This window comes from Cronobacter dublinensis subsp. dublinensis LMG 23823 (assembly GCF_001277235.1).
In the GTDB taxonomy this organism is placed as follows: Bacteria; Pseudomonadota; Gammaproteobacteria; order Enterobacterales; family Enterobacteriaceae; genus Cronobacter; species Cronobacter dublinensis.
Genome location: NZ_CP012266.1, coordinates 1,419,123 through 1,434,118, shown reverse-complemented (window position 1 = coordinate 1,434,118; position 14,996 = coordinate 1,419,123). Strand labels below are relative to the sequence as shown.

Annotated in this window: 13 protein-coding genes and 1 riboswitch; of the genes, 6 read left to right on the top strand and 7 right to left on the bottom strand. The window is 61.8% G+C overall.

The window, feature by feature from the left end; all coding sequences use genetic code 11:
• Positions 1–8: 8 nt before the first annotated feature.
• Positions 9–998 (bottom strand): GTP 3',8-cyclase MoaA, encoded by a 990-nt coding sequence (gene moaA / locus AFK67_RS06575; RefSeq protein ID WP_007733028.1) that lies wholly within the window; start codon positions 996–998, stop codon positions 9–11.
• Positions 986–1,122, bottom strand: a riboswitch (molybdenum cofactor riboswitch). (Overlaps the previous gene by 13 nt.)
• Positions 1,123–1,342: 220 nt before the next feature.
• Here moaA and yvcK point away from each other — a divergent pair.
• Positions 1,343–2,251, top strand: a complete 909-nt coding sequence (gene yvcK, locus AFK67_RS06565) for a uridine diphosphate-N-acetylglucosamine-binding protein YvcK (RefSeq protein WP_007733024.1) — start codon at positions 1,343–1,345, stop codon at positions 2,249–2,251.
• 175 nt (positions 2,252–2,426) lie between these two features.
• Here the strand turns inward: yvcK and uvrB are convergent, their stop codons facing one another.
• Complete coding sequence (uvrB, locus tag AFK67_RS06560; RefSeq protein ID WP_007733022.1) at positions 2,427–4,448, bottom strand: excinuclease ABC subunit UvrB; 2,022 nt, start codon at positions 4,446–4,448, stop codon at positions 2,427–2,429.
• A gap of 887 nt (positions 4,449–5,335) precedes the next feature.
• Here uvrB and AFK67_RS06555 point away from each other — a divergent pair.
• Positions 5,336–6,046: an ABC transporter ATP-binding protein gene (locus AFK67_RS06555; protein ID WP_007733020.1), complete on the top strand. Its 711-nt coding sequence runs from the start codon at positions 5,336–5,338 to the stop codon at positions 6,044–6,046.
• Here AFK67_RS06555 and bioD read toward each other — a convergent pair.
• Genes bioD through bioB form a run of 4 tightly spaced genes read right to left on the bottom strand, consistent with a single transcriptional unit; the run spans position 6,043 to position 9,649 of the window.
• Complete coding sequence (gene bioD, locus AFK67_RS06550) at positions 6,043–6,726, bottom strand: dethiobiotin synthase (protein WP_007733018.1); 684 nt, start codon at positions 6,724–6,726, stop codon at positions 6,043–6,045. The genes AFK67_RS06555 and bioD overlap by 4 nt on opposite strands.
• Entirely contained in the window at positions 6,719–7,477 is a 759-nt protein-coding gene (bioC, locus tag AFK67_RS06545; RefSeq protein ID WP_007733015.1) for a malonyl-ACP O-methyltransferase BioC, read from the bottom strand. Before bioC ends, bioD begins: the two co-directional genes overlap by 8 nt.
• A complete protein-coding gene (gene bioF / locus AFK67_RS06540) occupies positions 7,461–8,612 on the bottom strand; it encodes an 8-amino-7-oxononanoate synthase (RefSeq protein ID WP_038883980.1) in 1,152 nt (383 codons plus the stop codon). Before bioF ends, bioC begins: the two co-directional genes overlap by 17 nt.
• Entirely contained in the window at positions 8,609–9,649 is a 1,041-nt protein-coding gene (gene bioB, locus AFK67_RS06535) for a biotin synthase BioB (RefSeq protein ID WP_007733012.1), read from the bottom strand. Before bioB ends, bioF begins: the two co-directional genes overlap by 4 nt.
• Positions 9,650–9,733: 84 nt before the next feature.
• On the opposite strand from bioB, the gene bioA reads away from it, so the two are divergent.
• From bioA to AFK67_RS06515, 4 genes are all read left to right on the top strand, one after another.
• The gene (bioA, locus tag AFK67_RS06530) at positions 9,734–11,023 is read left to right on the top strand and encodes an adenosylmethionine--8-amino-7-oxononanoate transaminase (RefSeq protein WP_032967663.1); all 1,290 of its coding nucleotides are present in this window, start codon (positions 9,734–9,736) and stop codon (positions 11,021–11,023) included.
• Positions 11,024–11,088: 65 nt separating this feature from the next.
• Positions 11,089–11,769, top strand: a complete 681-nt coding sequence (locus tag AFK67_RS06525; RefSeq protein WP_007733010.1) for a type 1 glutamine amidotransferase domain-containing protein — start codon at positions 11,089–11,091, stop codon at positions 11,767–11,769.
• Positions 11,770–11,782: 13 nt separating this feature from the next.
• Positions 11,783–12,259 (top strand): kinase inhibitor, encoded by a 477-nt coding sequence (locus tag AFK67_RS06520; protein ID WP_007733009.1) that lies wholly within the window; start codon positions 11,783–11,785, stop codon positions 12,257–12,259.
• Positions 12,260–12,369: 110 nt separating this feature from the next.
• The gene (locus AFK67_RS06515; protein WP_007733007.1) at positions 12,370–13,680 is read left to right on the top strand and encodes a putative acyl-CoA thioester hydrolase; all 1,311 of its coding nucleotides are present in this window, start codon (positions 12,370–12,372) and stop codon (positions 13,678–13,680) included.
• A gap of 194 nt (positions 13,681–13,874) precedes the next feature.
• On the opposite strand, the gene pgl is transcribed toward AFK67_RS06515, so the two are convergent.
• Positions 13,875–14,876 carry a 6-phosphogluconolactonase gene (pgl, locus tag AFK67_RS06510; protein WP_007722467.1) on the bottom strand — a complete coding sequence of 334 codons (1,002 nt, stop codon included), beginning with the start codon at positions 14,874–14,876 and terminating at the stop codon, positions 13,875–13,877.
• Positions 14,877–14,996 lie beyond the last annotated feature (120 nt).

The following is a 14,996-nucleotide window of genomic DNA, read 5'->3' as shown; positions in this document are numbered from 1 at the left end:
ACGCGGCGTCAGCCGCCGATGTAGGACAGATTCTGGGTGATGCCGGTATTGCCCTGATGCAGGAAATGGGTTTGCTTTTTACCGCGCAGCGCCTCTTCGATACGCGCCATCAGCGCCGCCTGCTGCCCTTCTTCGGCCAGCAGATCGCGCAGATCCACGCCGCCGTCGCCGAACAGGCACAGATGCAGTTTGCCGACCGACGAGACGCGCAGGCGGTTGCAGCTGGCGCAGAAATCTTTCTCATAGGGCATGATAAGCCCGATTTCACCGTCGTAATCCGGGTGGCAGAAGACCTGCGCCGGGCCGTCGGCGCGGCTGCGCAGCTGGTGGATCCAGCCGCGTTTCAGCAGCTCCTCGCGCAGAGTCGCGCCCGAGATATGGTGCTTGCGAAAGAGTTCGCTGCCCTCGCCCGTTTCCATCAGCTCAATAAAGCGTAGCTGGATGGGGCGGGTTTTGATCCAGTTGAGGAAGGTGTCGAGCTGGTGATGGTTCACATCGCGCATCAGCACGGTGTTGACTTTCACCTTCGCAAAGCCTGCGTCAAACGCGGCGTCGATGCCCGCCATCACCTGGCGGAATTTGTCCTGGCCGGTAATCGCGTGAAACTGGCGGGCGTCGAGGCTGTCGACGCTGACGTTAACCGCCGTGAGCCCGGCCTCGCGCCACTGCGCGACGTCGCGCGCGAGCCGGTAGCCGTTGGTCGTCACGGCAATCTGACGAACAGAGGGGTTTTCACGCACGGCGGCGATGATGTCGCAAAAATCGCGGCGCAGCGACGGCTCACCGCCGGTGAGACGCACTTTTTCCGTGCCGAGCGCCGCGAACGCGCGTGTCACGCGACGGATTTCGTCAAGCGAGAGAAAGCCTTTGTTGGTGACGCCAGCGGGCCTGTAACCCTCCGGCAGACAGTAGGTGCAACGAAAGTTGCAGACGTCAGTCACTGACAGGCGTAAGTAATAGAACTTACGCGCAAACGCATCGGTAAGTTGAGAAGCCATGTACACCTTTCCAATTCGGGAGATGCAGTCATTTCTTCCTGCACCCTGGTGGCGTTTCGCCACGGCCAGAGCGCCATATTTTATTGAAAACGTAGGCGCAAAGGCTTGAGTGTCATATTCAGGTTATTAAACCTGCCAGCCGCGATAGTAGCGCGTTACGGCCTGTTTCGCCACGCGCGATTTCGCTATATAAATTGATATATAACGGCGTTATTTCCGTTACGCGCACCAGAATACGTAAAAACCCCGCTTTCACTTTGATGTGTGTCATTTTCAGCGCCAGCAGATCGTTTTTCTGGCGTTTTTCAGCTACCGTAGGCGGATTGATATAATAAGGATTAGGTATGCGCAATCGCACGTTTGCGGATCTCGACCGGGTGGTAGCGCTCGGCGGCGGTCACGGTTTAGGACGCGTTATGTCCTCGCTCTCTTCTCTGGGTTCACGCCTGACAGGCATTGTCACCACGACCGATAACGGCGGCTCGACGGGCCGTATCCGACGCTCGGAAGGCGGCATCGCCTGGGGCGATATGCGCAACTGTCTGAATCAGTTAATTACCGAACCGAGCGTCGCGTCGGCGATGTTTGAGTACCGTTTTGGAGGTAACGGAGAACTTTCGGGGCATAACCTCGGAAATCTCATGTTAAAGGCGCTCGATCACCTGAGCGTGCGGCCGCTTGAGGCGATCAATCTCATCCGCAATCTGCTTAAAGTGGACGCGTTCTTAATTCCGATGTCTGAACAGCCGGTGGATCTGATGGCCATCGATCGCGATGACAACGAAGTGTATGGCGAGGTGAATATCGATTTGCTGAGCCACCCGCCAAAAGAGCTGATGCTCTACCCGAAGGTGCAGGCGACGCGCGAGGCGGTCGAGGCGATCGCCGAGGCTGATTTAATCATCATCGGCCCCGGCAGTTTTTACACCAGCCTGATGCCGCTGCTGTTGCTGGATGACCTCGCGCAGGCGCTGCGCCGCACGCCCGCGCCGATGGTGTATATCGGCAATCTGGGCCGCGAACTGAGCCCGGCCGCCGCCGCGCTGCGTCTCGAAGAAAAGCTGGCGCTGATGGAAGCGTATGTCGGTAAACGCGTGGTGGACGCCGTAGTTGTCGGCCCGAAAGTGGATGTCAGCGGCGCGCAGGACCGGATTATCATCCAGGAGCCGCTCGAAGCGAGCGATATCCCCTACCGCCACGACCGCCATTTGTTGCGCGTCGCGCTCGAAAAAGCGATCCAGGCGTTGGGGTAATACGTTGAGGTACCGTGACGACGGGGCTGTGGTGATGGCGGGTGCGCTTCGATTACCCGCCCTGGGTAAACCACGTTGTTGATTAAATCACGGCGGGTGAGCGACGTGATTTTTTGTAGGGCGGGTAAGCGTTAGCGCACCCGCCGCGCACATCACATCACATCACACCAAAACATTACGACGCGGCGATAAACAGCTCGCGCAGCTGATGGAGCTTGTCGCGCAGCTGCGCGGCCTCTTCGAACTCCAGGTTCTGGGCGTGCTGCACCATCTGCGCTTCGAGCTGATGAATTTTCTGCTGCAACGCTTTCGGCGTGAGCGCCAGTTCAGCGGCTTCGACATCGGCTACGCTGCGGCCTTTGCCGCGGCCTTTCGGCTTGGTTTTGGCGATATTCTCGCCAAGCGCCAGAATATCCACCACTTTCTTGTTGAGCCCCTGCGGCACGATGCCGTGCTCTTCGTTATAACGCTGCTGCTTCTCGCGGCGGCGCTCGGTTTCGCCGATGGCTCTCGCCATTGATGGCGTGATTTTGTCGCCGTAGAGAATCGCTTTACCGTTGACGTTACGCGCCGCGCGGCCGATGGTCTGGATAAGCGAGCGCTCGGAACGCAGGAAGCCCTCTTTATCGGCGTCAAGGATTGCCACCAGCGAGACCTCGGGCATATCCAGCCCCTCACGCAGCAGGTTGATACCCACCAGCACGTCGAACTCGCCAAGACGCAGATCGCGAATAATTTCCATACGTTCGACCGTGTCGATATCCGAGTGCAGATAGCGCACTTTCTCGCCGTGCTCTTCCAGATATTCGGTTAAATCTTCGGCCATGCGCTTGGTGAGCGTCGTGACCAGCACGCGCTCGTTGATGGCCACGCGCTTGCGGATCTCTGACAGCAGATCGTCCACCTGCGTCGCTACCGGGCGCACTTCGATAATCGGGTCGAGCAGCCCGGTCGGGCGCACCACCTGATCGATAATTTCGCTGCCCGACTTTTCGAGCTCATAGTTGCCCGGCGTCGCCGAGACGTAAACCGTCTGCGGCGCCAGCGCTTCGAACTCTTCAAATTTCAGCGGACGGTTATCCAGCGCCGACGGCAGGCGGAAGCCATATTCCACCAGCGTCTCTTTGCGCGCCCGGTCGCCGCGGAACATCCCGCCGATTTGCGGAATGGTAACGTGTGATTCGTCGATAACCAGCAGCCCGTCCGCCGGCAGGTAGTCAAACAGCGTCGGCGGCGCCTCGCCCGGCCCGCGGCCTGAGAGATAGCGCGAGTAGTTCTCGATGCCCGAGCAATAGCCGAGCTCGTTCATCATTTCGAGGTCAAACTGGGTGCGCTGGGTAAGACGCTGCTCTTCCAGCAGTTTATTGTTCTCAAGCAGTACCTTGCGACGCTCCGCCAGCTCCACTTTAATCTCTTCCATCGCCTGCACGATGCGCTCGCGCGGGGTGACGTAGTGCGTTTTCGGGTAGACGGTGAAACGCTGGATGATGGAATCCACGGTGCCGGTCAGCGGGTCGAACAGCGACAGCCGCTCCACCTCTTCGTCAAACAGCTCGACGCGCAACGCCAGGTCGTCCGATTCCGCCGGGAAGATATCAATCACCTCGCCGCGCACGCGGAAGGTGCCGCGCTGAAACGCCTGGTCGTTGCGGGTATATTGCAGCTCCGCGAGACGGCGCAGGATAGCGCGCTGGTCGATAATCATCCCTTTGGTGAGATGCAGCATCATTTTCAGATAGAGATCAGGATCGCCCAGACCGTAGATAGCCGACACCGACGCCACCACCACGACATCGCGGCGCTCAAGCAGCGCTTTGGTCGCCGACAGACGCATCTGCTCAATATGCTCGTTCACCGACGCGTCCTTTTCGATAAAGGTGTCAGAGCTCGGCACATAGGCTTCCGGCTGGTAGTAGTCGTAGTAGGAGACGAAATACTCGACGGCGTTCTCCGGGAAGAACTCTTTCATCTCGCCGTAGAGCTGCGCGGCCAGCGTTTTGTTGGGCGCCAGCACCATCGTCGGGCGCTGCAAATCGGCTATCACGTTCGCCATGGTGAAGGTCTTACCCGAGCCCGTCACCCCCAGCAGCGTCTGGTGCGCCAGTCCGTCCTCCAGCCCTTCCTTGATGCGGCGGATAGCCTCTGGCTGGTCGCCGGAAGGTTTGAAAGCGGAGTTGAGTTTGAACGGTTTGCTCATGAAGAAACACCTGATGAAGATTTGCGCGGGACAGAGCGTTAATTGTACTCACCGCAGCGATTTTTGCCAGCGTTAAATACTGGATATAAAATCAGTAGCCGCGGCGCGGATAGTGTCTCTGCCGCCTTTTTTCCGGTCGGAACGAAGAAAATTTCGCGGTCTACCAGATAAAACACTGGCGGGCGGCGGTTATCCCCAGAACTTTTTGTTCTTTAACATTTGTCAAGTGAAGCTGTGATACTTTTGTTGCAGCAGATGACACTTTTCCTTCATGGCTTGCTTTTAATTAACCTGCTAATTCTTAATGATTTTTCATAAAAGACGGCTTTCGCGCCAGATCGGGTGGAACCCGCATCCGCTCTCGCTTACGGCGCGTTTTCTAACTCTAATGCACAAGGTTATCCACAGGAATAGTGGATAACTGCCTCCAGCCCTGAAAGCGCGCCGCGTGGGCGAATCGCGCCGGGCCTCGGTTTTGGACGCAGAAAAAAATTTTCCCGCCTGGTTTTCGCGGTGTCCGCGCCTCCGACCGGCGTGTCTGACGTAGGCCTTTTCCCCCATTTTCGCGTTGCCTGCGCCCGCGCTGCACCAAAACCACGCCTGTTGCGGCACTCAAAAAGTGCACGCCGGGCGGCTTTCGCCAGAATAACGCACTGGCTTGCCGCCGTTCCTTTAGGTTTAGTCTCAATTCCCGGGACAATCAAAGGCGTTTTCACTGGCTGGCAAGGGAATTGCAATGGCCCTGTTACCGGAACTACACCCGCTCTTCGTCCTTGCCGGGGAGCGAAGCAGGATGCGTGGGCAGGCCGGGGAAGTCACAGCGCAGCCGGGCTTATGCGCGGCGCGCTAACGTTGTTTTCCGATACCCTGTCTCAAGGAGAAGCGCCATGTTAAGTCTGCACGCGGTTAACCACTTTTACGGCACACAGCACAGCTTGTGGGATGTCAGCCTCGATTTACTGCCGGGAGAGTGCACCTGCGTCATTGGCGCGCCGGGCATGGGGAAAACCACGCTGCTGAACTGCGTGGCCGGGTATCTGCCCGTTAAAAGCGGCAGCATTCTCTGGCGCGAGGCCGGACGCGCGCCGCAGGAGCTCATGCGCGTTGGGGCGCAGGCGCGCGCGGCGCTCGGCATCAGCTACGTGCCGCAGGAGCGACGCTATTTTTCGCAGCTCACCGTCGAAGAAAATCTGCATATCGCCCTGCTCGCCCAACCTCATGTCGCCGCCGCGCTGCCAGAGCCGGTATTCGACCTCTTCCCGGCGCTGTATGACGAGCGCCACGCACAGGCCTCGCGCCTGACGCCGGAGGTCGCGCATCAGCTGACGCTGGCCCAGGCGCTGGTCACGCGCCCGCGCCTGCTGATCCTCGATGAACCGACGCGCGGGCTCGCGCAGGCGTTTATCCCGCGTCTGGGAGATATTCTGGTGCGGCTTAACCGCGAGTGGGGCATGGGTCTGCTGCTGGTGGAGCGCCATCTGGCGTTTATCCGCCGGGTGGCGGATCGCTTCTGTCTGCTGCATCGCGGGCGCGCCGTGGCCCGCGGCAGCGTGGCGCAGTTAACCGATGCGCGCATGACGCACTGGATAACGCCTTAGCGCGCCAGTTTACTGAGATCGAGCCACTGCGCGGCAGGCGTCACATCCGGCTCGCCGCAAAGCCACGGGATCTCGCCGAGCATCGGCGCGGGCAGCAGGCGTTGCAGCGTGTTGAGATACGCCTCATGACGGCGGCCCGGCGGCTGCACATCGTTCGCCACCCAGCCCGCGAGACGCAGCCCGGCGGCCTGTACCGCCTGCGCGGTCAGCAGCGCGTGGTTGATGCAGCCAAGCTTCACGCCGACCACCAGAATCACCGGCAGGCGCTCCTGCTGTACCCAGTCGGCAAAGGTGGCATCGTCGGCAAGCGGCGTAAACCAGCCGCCCGCGCCTTCTACCAGCACCCAGTCGGCCTGCGACTCCAGCGCGCGCAGGCCCGCGGAGAGCACCGTGAAATCAATCGCTCGCCCTTCTTCCTGGCTTGCGATATGCGGCGAGGTGGGTTCTTCGAACGTCAGCGGATTTACCTGCTCATAGCCCAGCGCCACGCTGCTGTGGCGCTGGAGCGCGAGCGCGTCGCTGTTGCGCAGTCCCTGCGGGGTCATTTCGCTGCCGGAAGCGACCGGCTTGTAGCCCACCGCGCGATGCCCTGCGGCCTTTGCCGCTTCGAGCAGCGCGCAGCTGGCGATAGTTTTGCCCACTTCCGTATCGGTTCCGGTAATAAACCAGCGTTCAGTCACGTTCAATCACTCCAGAAATCAAATGGTAAGTCAGCGGGAAACCGCCCTCTTTTCGCGGCCAGGCCTCTTCCAGCGCGCGCAGCTGGCGACGCGTGAGCGTGCGGCTCTCGCGTCCGGCGTGCAGATGGGTCGCACCGATGCCCTTCAGCGAGTGCATCGCGCCGAGGGCGTCGCCGAACAGCAGCGTCACCGGGTGCTGGCGCAGCGTCATACGGGCCGCCGGCGCGGCGGCGTGTATCGATTCGGGGCTCGCGAAAGTGTTGGCGTGGGAGCGGTCATCCACCGCCGCCCATGCCTGATGGAGCTCGCCCAGCGAGCCGTGCGCCAGCGTGCTGAACGCCACCCGCCCGCCGGGCCGCGCGACGCGCAGCATCTGCGCCAGCGCCACGGAAAGGCTCTGGCACCACTGTACCGCCAGGTTGCTCCAGACGAGATCAAAGCATGCGTCAGCAAACGGCAGCGCCTCGATATCGCCCTGGATGAAGCGGTGCGCGGCGCGGCGTTCGCGCGCCTGGGCCAGCATGCCGGGGCTTAAATCGAACGCCGTCACGTCGCAGCCGCGCGCGCGCCAGTCGAGGCTCCCCGCGCCGGTGCCGCAGCCCGCGTCCAGCACCGTTGCGATGCCCTGCGCGCCGCAGTGTTCCGCCAGCAACCGCGCGCTCTGGCGCTGGAGGGCCGCGAAATCGTCATAGCTGTGCGCCGCGCGGCCAAACGCGGCGGCCACGGCGCGTTTATCAACGGCAAGCGTCATATAACGCCTCCAGCAGCGCGTCGATATCGCTATCCTGATGCGCGGCGCTGAGCGTCAGGCGCAGGCGCGCGGTGCCGGGCGGCACGGTCGGCGGGCGAATAGCCGTCACCCAGCAGCCACGCGCCCGCAGTTTCGCGGCGAGCGCCAGCGCGGCACCGTTTTCACCGACGATGAGCGGTTGAATAGCGGTGTTAGACCCGGCAAGCGTCAGCGGCAACTGCGCCGCCCCCGCGCGAAACCGGGCGATATTGCGCGCAAGACGCGTGCGCAGATCGTCGCCCTCGCGGATGACCGTGAGCGCCGCGCGCAGCGCCTGCGCCTGGGCGCCCGGCATCGCGGTGCTGTAGATGAGATGTCGCGCGGTCTGGAGCAAATAATCGGCCATCGACTCGCTACACAGCAGCGCCGCGCCGCTCAGGCCGAACGCCTTCCCGAACGTCACCAAAAGCAGGTCAGGCCTGACGCCTGCCACGTCGCAACTGCCCCGCCCTTCGCGGCCCAGCACGCCGATACCGTGGGCGTCATCCACCATCAACAGCGTCTGCGCGCCCTGCGTCAGCGCAGCGAGGTCAGCGAGCGGCGCGAGATCGCCATCCATGCTGAACACCCCTTCGGTAAACGCGAGCGTCAGCCCGTCGACGGGTTTGTCGAGCAGCGCGGCGAGCGCCTGCGGCGAGTTATGCGCAAAGCGGCGCAGCGTCGCCGGGCTGTGGCTTGCGGCCTCCAGCAGCGAGGCGTGGCTTAACCGGTCGGCGAGAAGGCGATCCTGCGGCTGCATCAGCGCGGCCACCACCGCCTGGTTGGCGGCGAAACCGGAGATAAACAGCAGCGCGCGGTCATAGCCGAGCCACTGCGCCAGCGCGTTTTCCAGCACCTGATGCGCGCCGCTGTAGCCGCTGACGTGACCGGAAGCGCCGCTGCCGACGCCATAGAGTTCAGCGCCCTGCTGCCAGGCCGCGATAAGCGCCGGGTGCTGGCTTAGCCCCAGGTAGTCGTTACCGGAAAAGTTCCGGTAGCGCACGCCCTGATGCACCAGCGCGCCGCCGGGCGCCGGGTCGCAGATGACGCGACGGCGCAGGCTATGGCTGGCCTCGCGCGCCGTTAACGCCTCGTCGATTCTCGCCTGCCAGGTCATACCGCCGCCGCGTTGTAATACTGTGCGTTGTCGGCGTCGCGCAGCGCATGCTCCAGACGCTGCTGCTGTTCGTTATCGCCCGCCAGCACCGCGGTCTGCTGCGGGTTGATGCCGAGCTTGCGGAACAGCTGCAAATCTTTGTCCTCTTCCGGGTTCGGCGTGGTCAGCAGTTTGCAGCCATAGAAAATGGAGTTGGCGCCTGCCATAAAGCACATCGCCTGGGTCTGCTCGCTCATCTGCTCGCGGCCCGCCGAGAGACGCACGTACGAGGTCGGCATCATGATGCGCGCCACCGCGATGGTGCGGATAAAATCGAACGCGTCGACGTCGTCGTTATCGGCAAGCGGCGTGCCCTTCACCTTCACCAGCATGTTGATCGGCACGCTTTCCGGCGGCGTCGGGAGGTTGGCGAGCTGCAGCAGAAGGCCCGCGCGGTCGGTGACGGTTTCGCCAAGCCCTACGATGCCGCCGGAGCAGACCTTAATGCCCGCGTCGCGCACTTTTTCAATCGTGTCGAGACGCTCCTGATAGGTGCGCGTGGTGATGATGTTGCCGTAAAACTCCGGCGAGGTGTCGAGGTTATGGTTGTAGTAATCCAGGCCCGCCTCGCCGAGGCGCTGCGCCTGGGCGTCGCTCAGCGTGCCGAGCGTCATGCAGGTCTCAAGGCCCATCGCTTTCACGCCCTGCACCATCTGCTCCAGGTAAGGCATATCGCGATCGTTGGGGTTTTTCCAGGCCGCGCCCATGCAGAAACGCGTGGAGCCCGCCGCTTTGGCTTTACGCGCGGAATCGAGCACCTGCTCCACTTCCATCAGGCGCTCGGACTCAAGGCCGGTTTTGTAGCGTGCGCTTTGCGGGCAGTATTTGCAGTCTTCCGGGCAGGCGCCGGTTTTGATCGACAGCAGCGTGCTGACCTGCACTTGGCGCGGGTCGAAATGCTGGCGGTGGACCTGCTGGGCTTCAAACAGCAGATCCAGCAACGGTTTTTCAAAAAGTTCAGTGACTTGCGACAAAGTCCAGCGTGAAAGGTGAGCCATCGGGCGTCTCCAAAGGGTTTTATTTATCTGGGTTATGGATATACTCGTAAACCTAAATCTTTTTAATTTGGTTTACAAGTCATGATAACTCCTGACGATCTCGCCTTCGATCGCGACCACATCTGGCACCCTTACACCTCCATGAGCGCGCCGCTGCCGGTGTACCCGGTCACCGCTGCCGCAGGCTGCGAACTGCAGCTGGCGAGCGGCGAACGGCTGGTGGACGGTATGTCGTCATGGTGGGCCGCCATTCACGGCTATAACCATCCGCGCCTTAACGCGGCGATGAAAAGCCAGATTGACGCGATGTCGCACGTGATGTTCGGCGGTATTACCCACCCCGCCGCCATCGCGCTGTGCCGCGCGCTGGTGGCGATGACGCCGGAGAGCCTGGAGTGCGTGTTCCTCGCCGATTCCGGGTCGGTAGCGGTGGAAGTGGCGATGAAAATGGCGTTGCAGTACTGGCACGCCCGCGGCGAGCCGCGCCAGCGCTTTCTTACCTTCCGCCACGGCTACCACGGCGACACGTTCGGGGCGATGTCGGTCTGCGACCCGGACAACTCCATGCACAGCCTGTGGAAAGGCTATCTGCCGGAAAACCTGTTCGCGCCCGCGCCGCAGAGCCGCTTTGACGGCGAATGGGACGAGCGCGACATCGCGCCTTTCGCAAGACTGCTGGCCGCGCACCGTCACGAGATTGCCGCCGTTGTCCTTGAGCCGATTGTTCAGGGCGCGGGCGGGATGCGCATGTATCACCCGGAGTGGCTCAGGCGTATTCGCCGCATGTGCGATCGCGAAGGGATTTTGCTTATCGCCGATGAGATAGCGACCGGCTTTGGCCGCACCGGGAAACTGTTCGCCTGCGAACACGCCGGGATCGCACCGGATATTCTCTGCCTCGGCAAAGCGCTGACGGGCGGCACCATGACGCTTTCCGCCACGCTGACGACACGCCTTGTGGCGGAGACTATCAGCAACGGCGAAGCGGGCTGCTTTATGCATGGCCCGACGTTTATGGGCAACCCGCTCGCCTGCGCGGTGGCCGCCGAAAGCCTGGCGCTGCTGGCGACCGGCGAATGGCGCGCGCAGGTAGCGGCGATAGAACATCAACTGCGCGAGGAGCTCGACCCGTGCCGCACACTGCCGCAGGTCGCCGACGTGCGCGTGCTCGGCGCTATTGGCGTGGTCGAAACCCATCATCCGGTCGATATGGCGGCGCTGCAGCGCTTTTTCGTGAAACAGGGCGTCTGGGTGCGTCCGTTTGGCCGCCTGATCTACCTGATGCCGCCGTATATCATCACGCCGGAACAGCTCACGCGGCTCACCCGCGCGGTGAGTGAAGCGATAAAAAACCCACGATTTTTCAGACACTGAGCGCGCGGCAAGCGATGAGGGATGCACTACACTTTCAGGATTTGCGATAAAACCAGGAGAACGCGATGAAGATTCTGATGGTACTGACCTCCCACGACAAACTGGGCGATACCGGGAAAAAGACCGGCTTCTGGCTGGAGGAGTTCGCGGCGCCTTACTACGTGTTTCATGATGCGGGCATCGACGTGACGCTCGCCACGCCGCAGGGCGGCCAGCCGCCGCTTGACCCGACAAGCGACGCGCCGGACGCGCAAACCGCCGACACCCGCCGCTTTCGCGAAGATCCGCAGGCCCAGGCGGCGCTCGCCAATACTGTGCGTCTTGATGAGATTAACGCCGACGAGTATGACGCGCTGTTTTATCCGGGCGGCCACGGCCCGCTGTGGGATCTCGCCGAAGATCCGATTTCCATCGCGCTTATCGAACACTACTGGGGCGGCGGCAAGCCCGTCGCGGCCGTCTGCCACGCGCCCGGTGTGCTGCGCCATGTGAAAAAACCGGACGGCACGGCGCTGGTGGAAGGCAAGCGCGTGACCGGCTTTACCAACAGTGAAGAAGAGGCGGTCGGGCTGACCCACGTGGTGCCGTTCCTCGTGGAAGACGCGCTTAAAGAGGCGGGCGGCCAGTTTGAGCGCACGGATGACTGGGGCGTGCATGTCGTCGTTGACGGGCATCTGGTGACCGGTCAGAACCCGGCCTCGTCCGCGGCGACCGCCGAGGCGCTGCTAAAACTGCTGCATCTGTAAGCGGGGGAACGGCATGAAGCTCATTAGCGTCAATTTTAACGACGGCGACAAACTCCCCGCGCGTCACGTCTTTAACGGTATGGGTTATGAGGGCGATAATATTTCGCCCCATCTCACCTGGGATGAGGTGCCGCCCGGCACCAAAAGCTTTGTGGTGACCTGCTATGACCCGGACGCGCCGACCGGCTCCGGCTGGTGGCACTGGGTGGTGGCGAATCTGCCGGCCGACACCCGCGTGCTCCCCCAGGGCGCAGGCTCCGGTCAGGCTGACCTGCCCGAAGGCGCCATCCAGACGCGTACCGATTTTGGCACGCCGGGCTACGGCGGCGCAGCGCCGCCGAAGGGCGAAACGCATCGCTATATTTTCACGGTGCACGCGCTGGATGTGGAGCGCATCGAGGTGGATGAAAACGCCAGCGGCGCGCTGGTCGGGTTCAACGTTCACTTTCACCGGCTCTCCAGCGCCTCGCTGACGGCGCATTACCTCTGAGCATTTTGAAGCCGGTTGTCATAATCGGCTTCCCGTTTCGCTCAACTTAGTATAAAAAAGCAGGCTCTTGTGCGTTCCCCCATTTCAACAGGCTTAGCAAGGAGCAACCCTTGAACAAATTTTCGGTATCCCGTCTGGCGCTGGCGTTCGCTTTTGGCGTGACACTGACTGCATGCAGCTCAACGCCACCGGACCAGCGTCCTTCTGAACAACGCGCGCCGGGTACGTCGGCTCGCCCGGTGCTGTCTGCGGATGAAGCGAAGAATTTCGTCCCGGCCCGCTACTTCTCGAATATCGATCCGAATGCCGCGCCGTGGGCGCCGTCATCGATTCGACTGCCCGAAAAAGCGGACTTCGTGGTCGGCCAGGCAGGCGAACAGGGCGTGACCCACACCAGCATTCAGGCGGCAGTAGACGCGGCGATTGCGCGTCACGCCAGCAATCGTCAGTATATCGCTATCCTGCCGGGCACCTATGAAGGCACCGTGTATGTGCCGGCCGCGCCTGGCAGCGTCACCCTGTACGGCACCGGCGAAAAACCGATCGACGTGAAGATCAGCGCCGCGCTGGACAGCGAAATGGACGCCAACACCTGGCGCCGTACCGTGAACCCGTCCGGCAAATATATGCCCGGCAAACCGGCCTGGTATATGTTCGACAACTGCCAGAATCACCGTAACGGCAGCGTCGGCCTGATGTGCTCCGCCGTGTTCTGGTCCCAGAATAACGGCCTGCAACTGCAGAATCTGACCATCGAAAACAGCCTCGGCGACGCCGCGGGCGAAGGCCAGCATCAGGCTGTCGCGCTGCGTACCGACGGCGATCGCGTGCAGATCAACAAGGTCAATATTCTGGGCCGCCAGAATCCGTTCCTTGTGACCAACAGTGATATCCGCAACCGCTTTACGCCGGATCGTCTGACCCGCACCCAGGTGACGAACAGCTATGTGGAAGGCGATGTGGATCTGGTGGCTGGCCGCGGCGCGGTGGTGTTTGATAACACCGAATTCCGCGTAGTGAACACCCGCACTCAGAAAGAAGGCTATGTCTTCGCGCCGGCGACCGCGCCGAACTTCTATTACGGCTTCCTCGCGGTGAACAGCCGCTTTGTGGCTGCCGGTGATGGTGTGGCGCAGCTTGGTCGCGCGTGGGATCTGGACGCGAGCGCTAACGGCTACACCCCAGGCCAGACGCCGAACGGCCAGGTTGTCATTCGTGACAGCGTGATTGACGCCGGTTTCAACACCGCGCAGCCGTGGGGCCCGGCGCTGGGCTCACAGCGTCCGTTTACCGGCAATACCGGGGCGCAGGATGATAAAGGCAATATCCAGCGTGATCTGAACGACGCGAACGCCAACCGCCTGTGGGAATACAACAACCGCGGGCTCGGCAGCAAAGTCGTCGCTGAACCGAAAAAGTAATCGCGCCGGGTCACCGGGCTTTAGCAAAAAAGGGGGAGCAATCCCCCTTTTTATTGGTTCGTAATTTGAGGCACGTCCTGAAATTTCTCAACATTCAGCCGTACTGTTACGCCGTTGAGAACAACAGACGTGCAGGCGGCTCACCCCCGCCGAAAAAAAACCTCGCCGCGGCGAGGTTTTTTCTTTGGTGCGGCTTACGCCTCGAAGGCGTTGATAACCACCCACATCGGGCCCTGGCCCACCGCGTAACGCGCTTTCTCCGTCAGCAGCCCCTGCGCGCCTTCAATGCCATAGAGCGCAATGTGATGCGACTTCTGGCCTGCGGCAATCAGATACTGACCGCTGTTGTCGATATTAAAGCCGCGCGGCTGGGTTTCCGTCGGCTGATGCCCCTGCACTTCCAGCACGCTGCCGTCTTCAGAAACGGTAAAGACGGTGATAACGCTCGCGGTGCGATCGCACGCGTACAGATGGCGGCCATCAGGCGTGATGTGAATATCCGCCGCCCAGCGGGTATCGGCAAAACCGGCAGGCATCATATCCAGCGTCTGCACGCACTCTTTTTTACCGTGCGGATCGTTGAGCGCCCAGACATCGACCGAGCTGTTAAGCTCATTGACGCAGTAGGCAAACGGCTTGTTCGGGTGGAACACCAGATGGCGCGGCCCGGCACCGGCAACCGTAGTGACCTCCGCCGGGGTTTGCGGCTCAAGGCGGCCATCGTCGGTTAAGGTGAACAGGCAGATGCGATCCTGCTTCAGCGCCGGCACCCACAGGGTGCGGTTATCCGGGGAGATATTCGCGGAGTGGCAGCCTTCCAGCCCTTCCACCACGGCGACGGTCTCGCCCGGCAGCCCGTCATTCAGACGCACCACGCTCACGCTGCCCGCGTTATACGAGCCGCTGAACAGGAAGCGACCGGTATGATCGGTGGAGATATGGGTCGGGCTGCCCGGCAGCGGCGCTTCGCCCGCCTCGCTGAGCGTGCCGTCGTGGGCAGCGATGCGATACGCAATCACGCGAAATTCCGGACGCACGCCGACATACAGGAAACGTTTGTCGGGGCTGACGACCATCGGCTGAACCTGCCCCGGCGCGTCCACCACCTGCAACAGCGTCAGAGAGCCCTGCGGCTCCAGACGCCAGACGTGGATCTGCTGGCTCTCCGGGCTTGCGGTATAAACGGTTTGTTTCATGAATACTCCTTTCCTCACTGCAGCTTGAAAGACTGTCTCAAGGGTAGCGTGTTTTATCTTCCTGTGCCGACGCAGGCGCTGCGGGTTTCAACCCTCGCCTCTGGCGGTGTACCATCAACC

Bases quoted from the DNA above. Each gene is read 5' to 3' on its own strand.
- moaA (WP_007733028.1), bottom strand. From the start codon at position 998: ATGGCTTCTCAACTTACCGATGCGTTTGCGCGTAAGTTCTATTACTTA.
- yvcK (WP_007733024.1), top strand. From the start codon at position 1,343: ATGCGCAATCGCACGTTTGCGGATCTCGACCGGGTGGTAGCGCTCGGC.
- uvrB (WP_007733022.1), bottom strand. From the start codon at position 4,448: ATGAGCAAACCGTTCAAACTCAACTCCGCTTTCAAACCTTCCGGCGAC.
- AFK67_RS06555 (WP_007733020.1), top strand. From the start codon at position 5,336: ATGTTAAGTCTGCACGCGGTTAACCACTTTTACGGCACACAGCACAGC.
- bioC (WP_007733015.1), bottom strand. From the start codon at position 7,477: ATGACGCTTGCCGTTGATAAACGCGCCGTGGCCGCCGCGTTTGGCCGC.
- bioF (WP_038883980.1), bottom strand. From the start codon at position 8,612: ATGACCTGGCAGGCGAGAATCGACGAGGCGTTAACGGCGCGCGAGGCC.
- bioB (WP_007733012.1), bottom strand. From the start codon at position 9,649: ATGGCTCACCTTTCACGCTGGACTTTGTCGCAAGTCACTGAACTTTTT.
- AFK67_RS06525 (WP_007733010.1), top strand. From the start codon at position 11,089: ATGAAGATTCTGATGGTACTGACCTCCCACGACAAACTGGGCGATACC.
- AFK67_RS06520 (WP_007733009.1), top strand. From the start codon at position 11,783: ATGAAGCTCATTAGCGTCAATTTTAACGACGGCGACAAACTCCCCGCG.
- pgl (WP_007722467.1), bottom strand. From the start codon at position 14,876: ATGAAACAAACCGTTTATACCGCAAGCCCGGAGAGCCAGCAGATCCAC.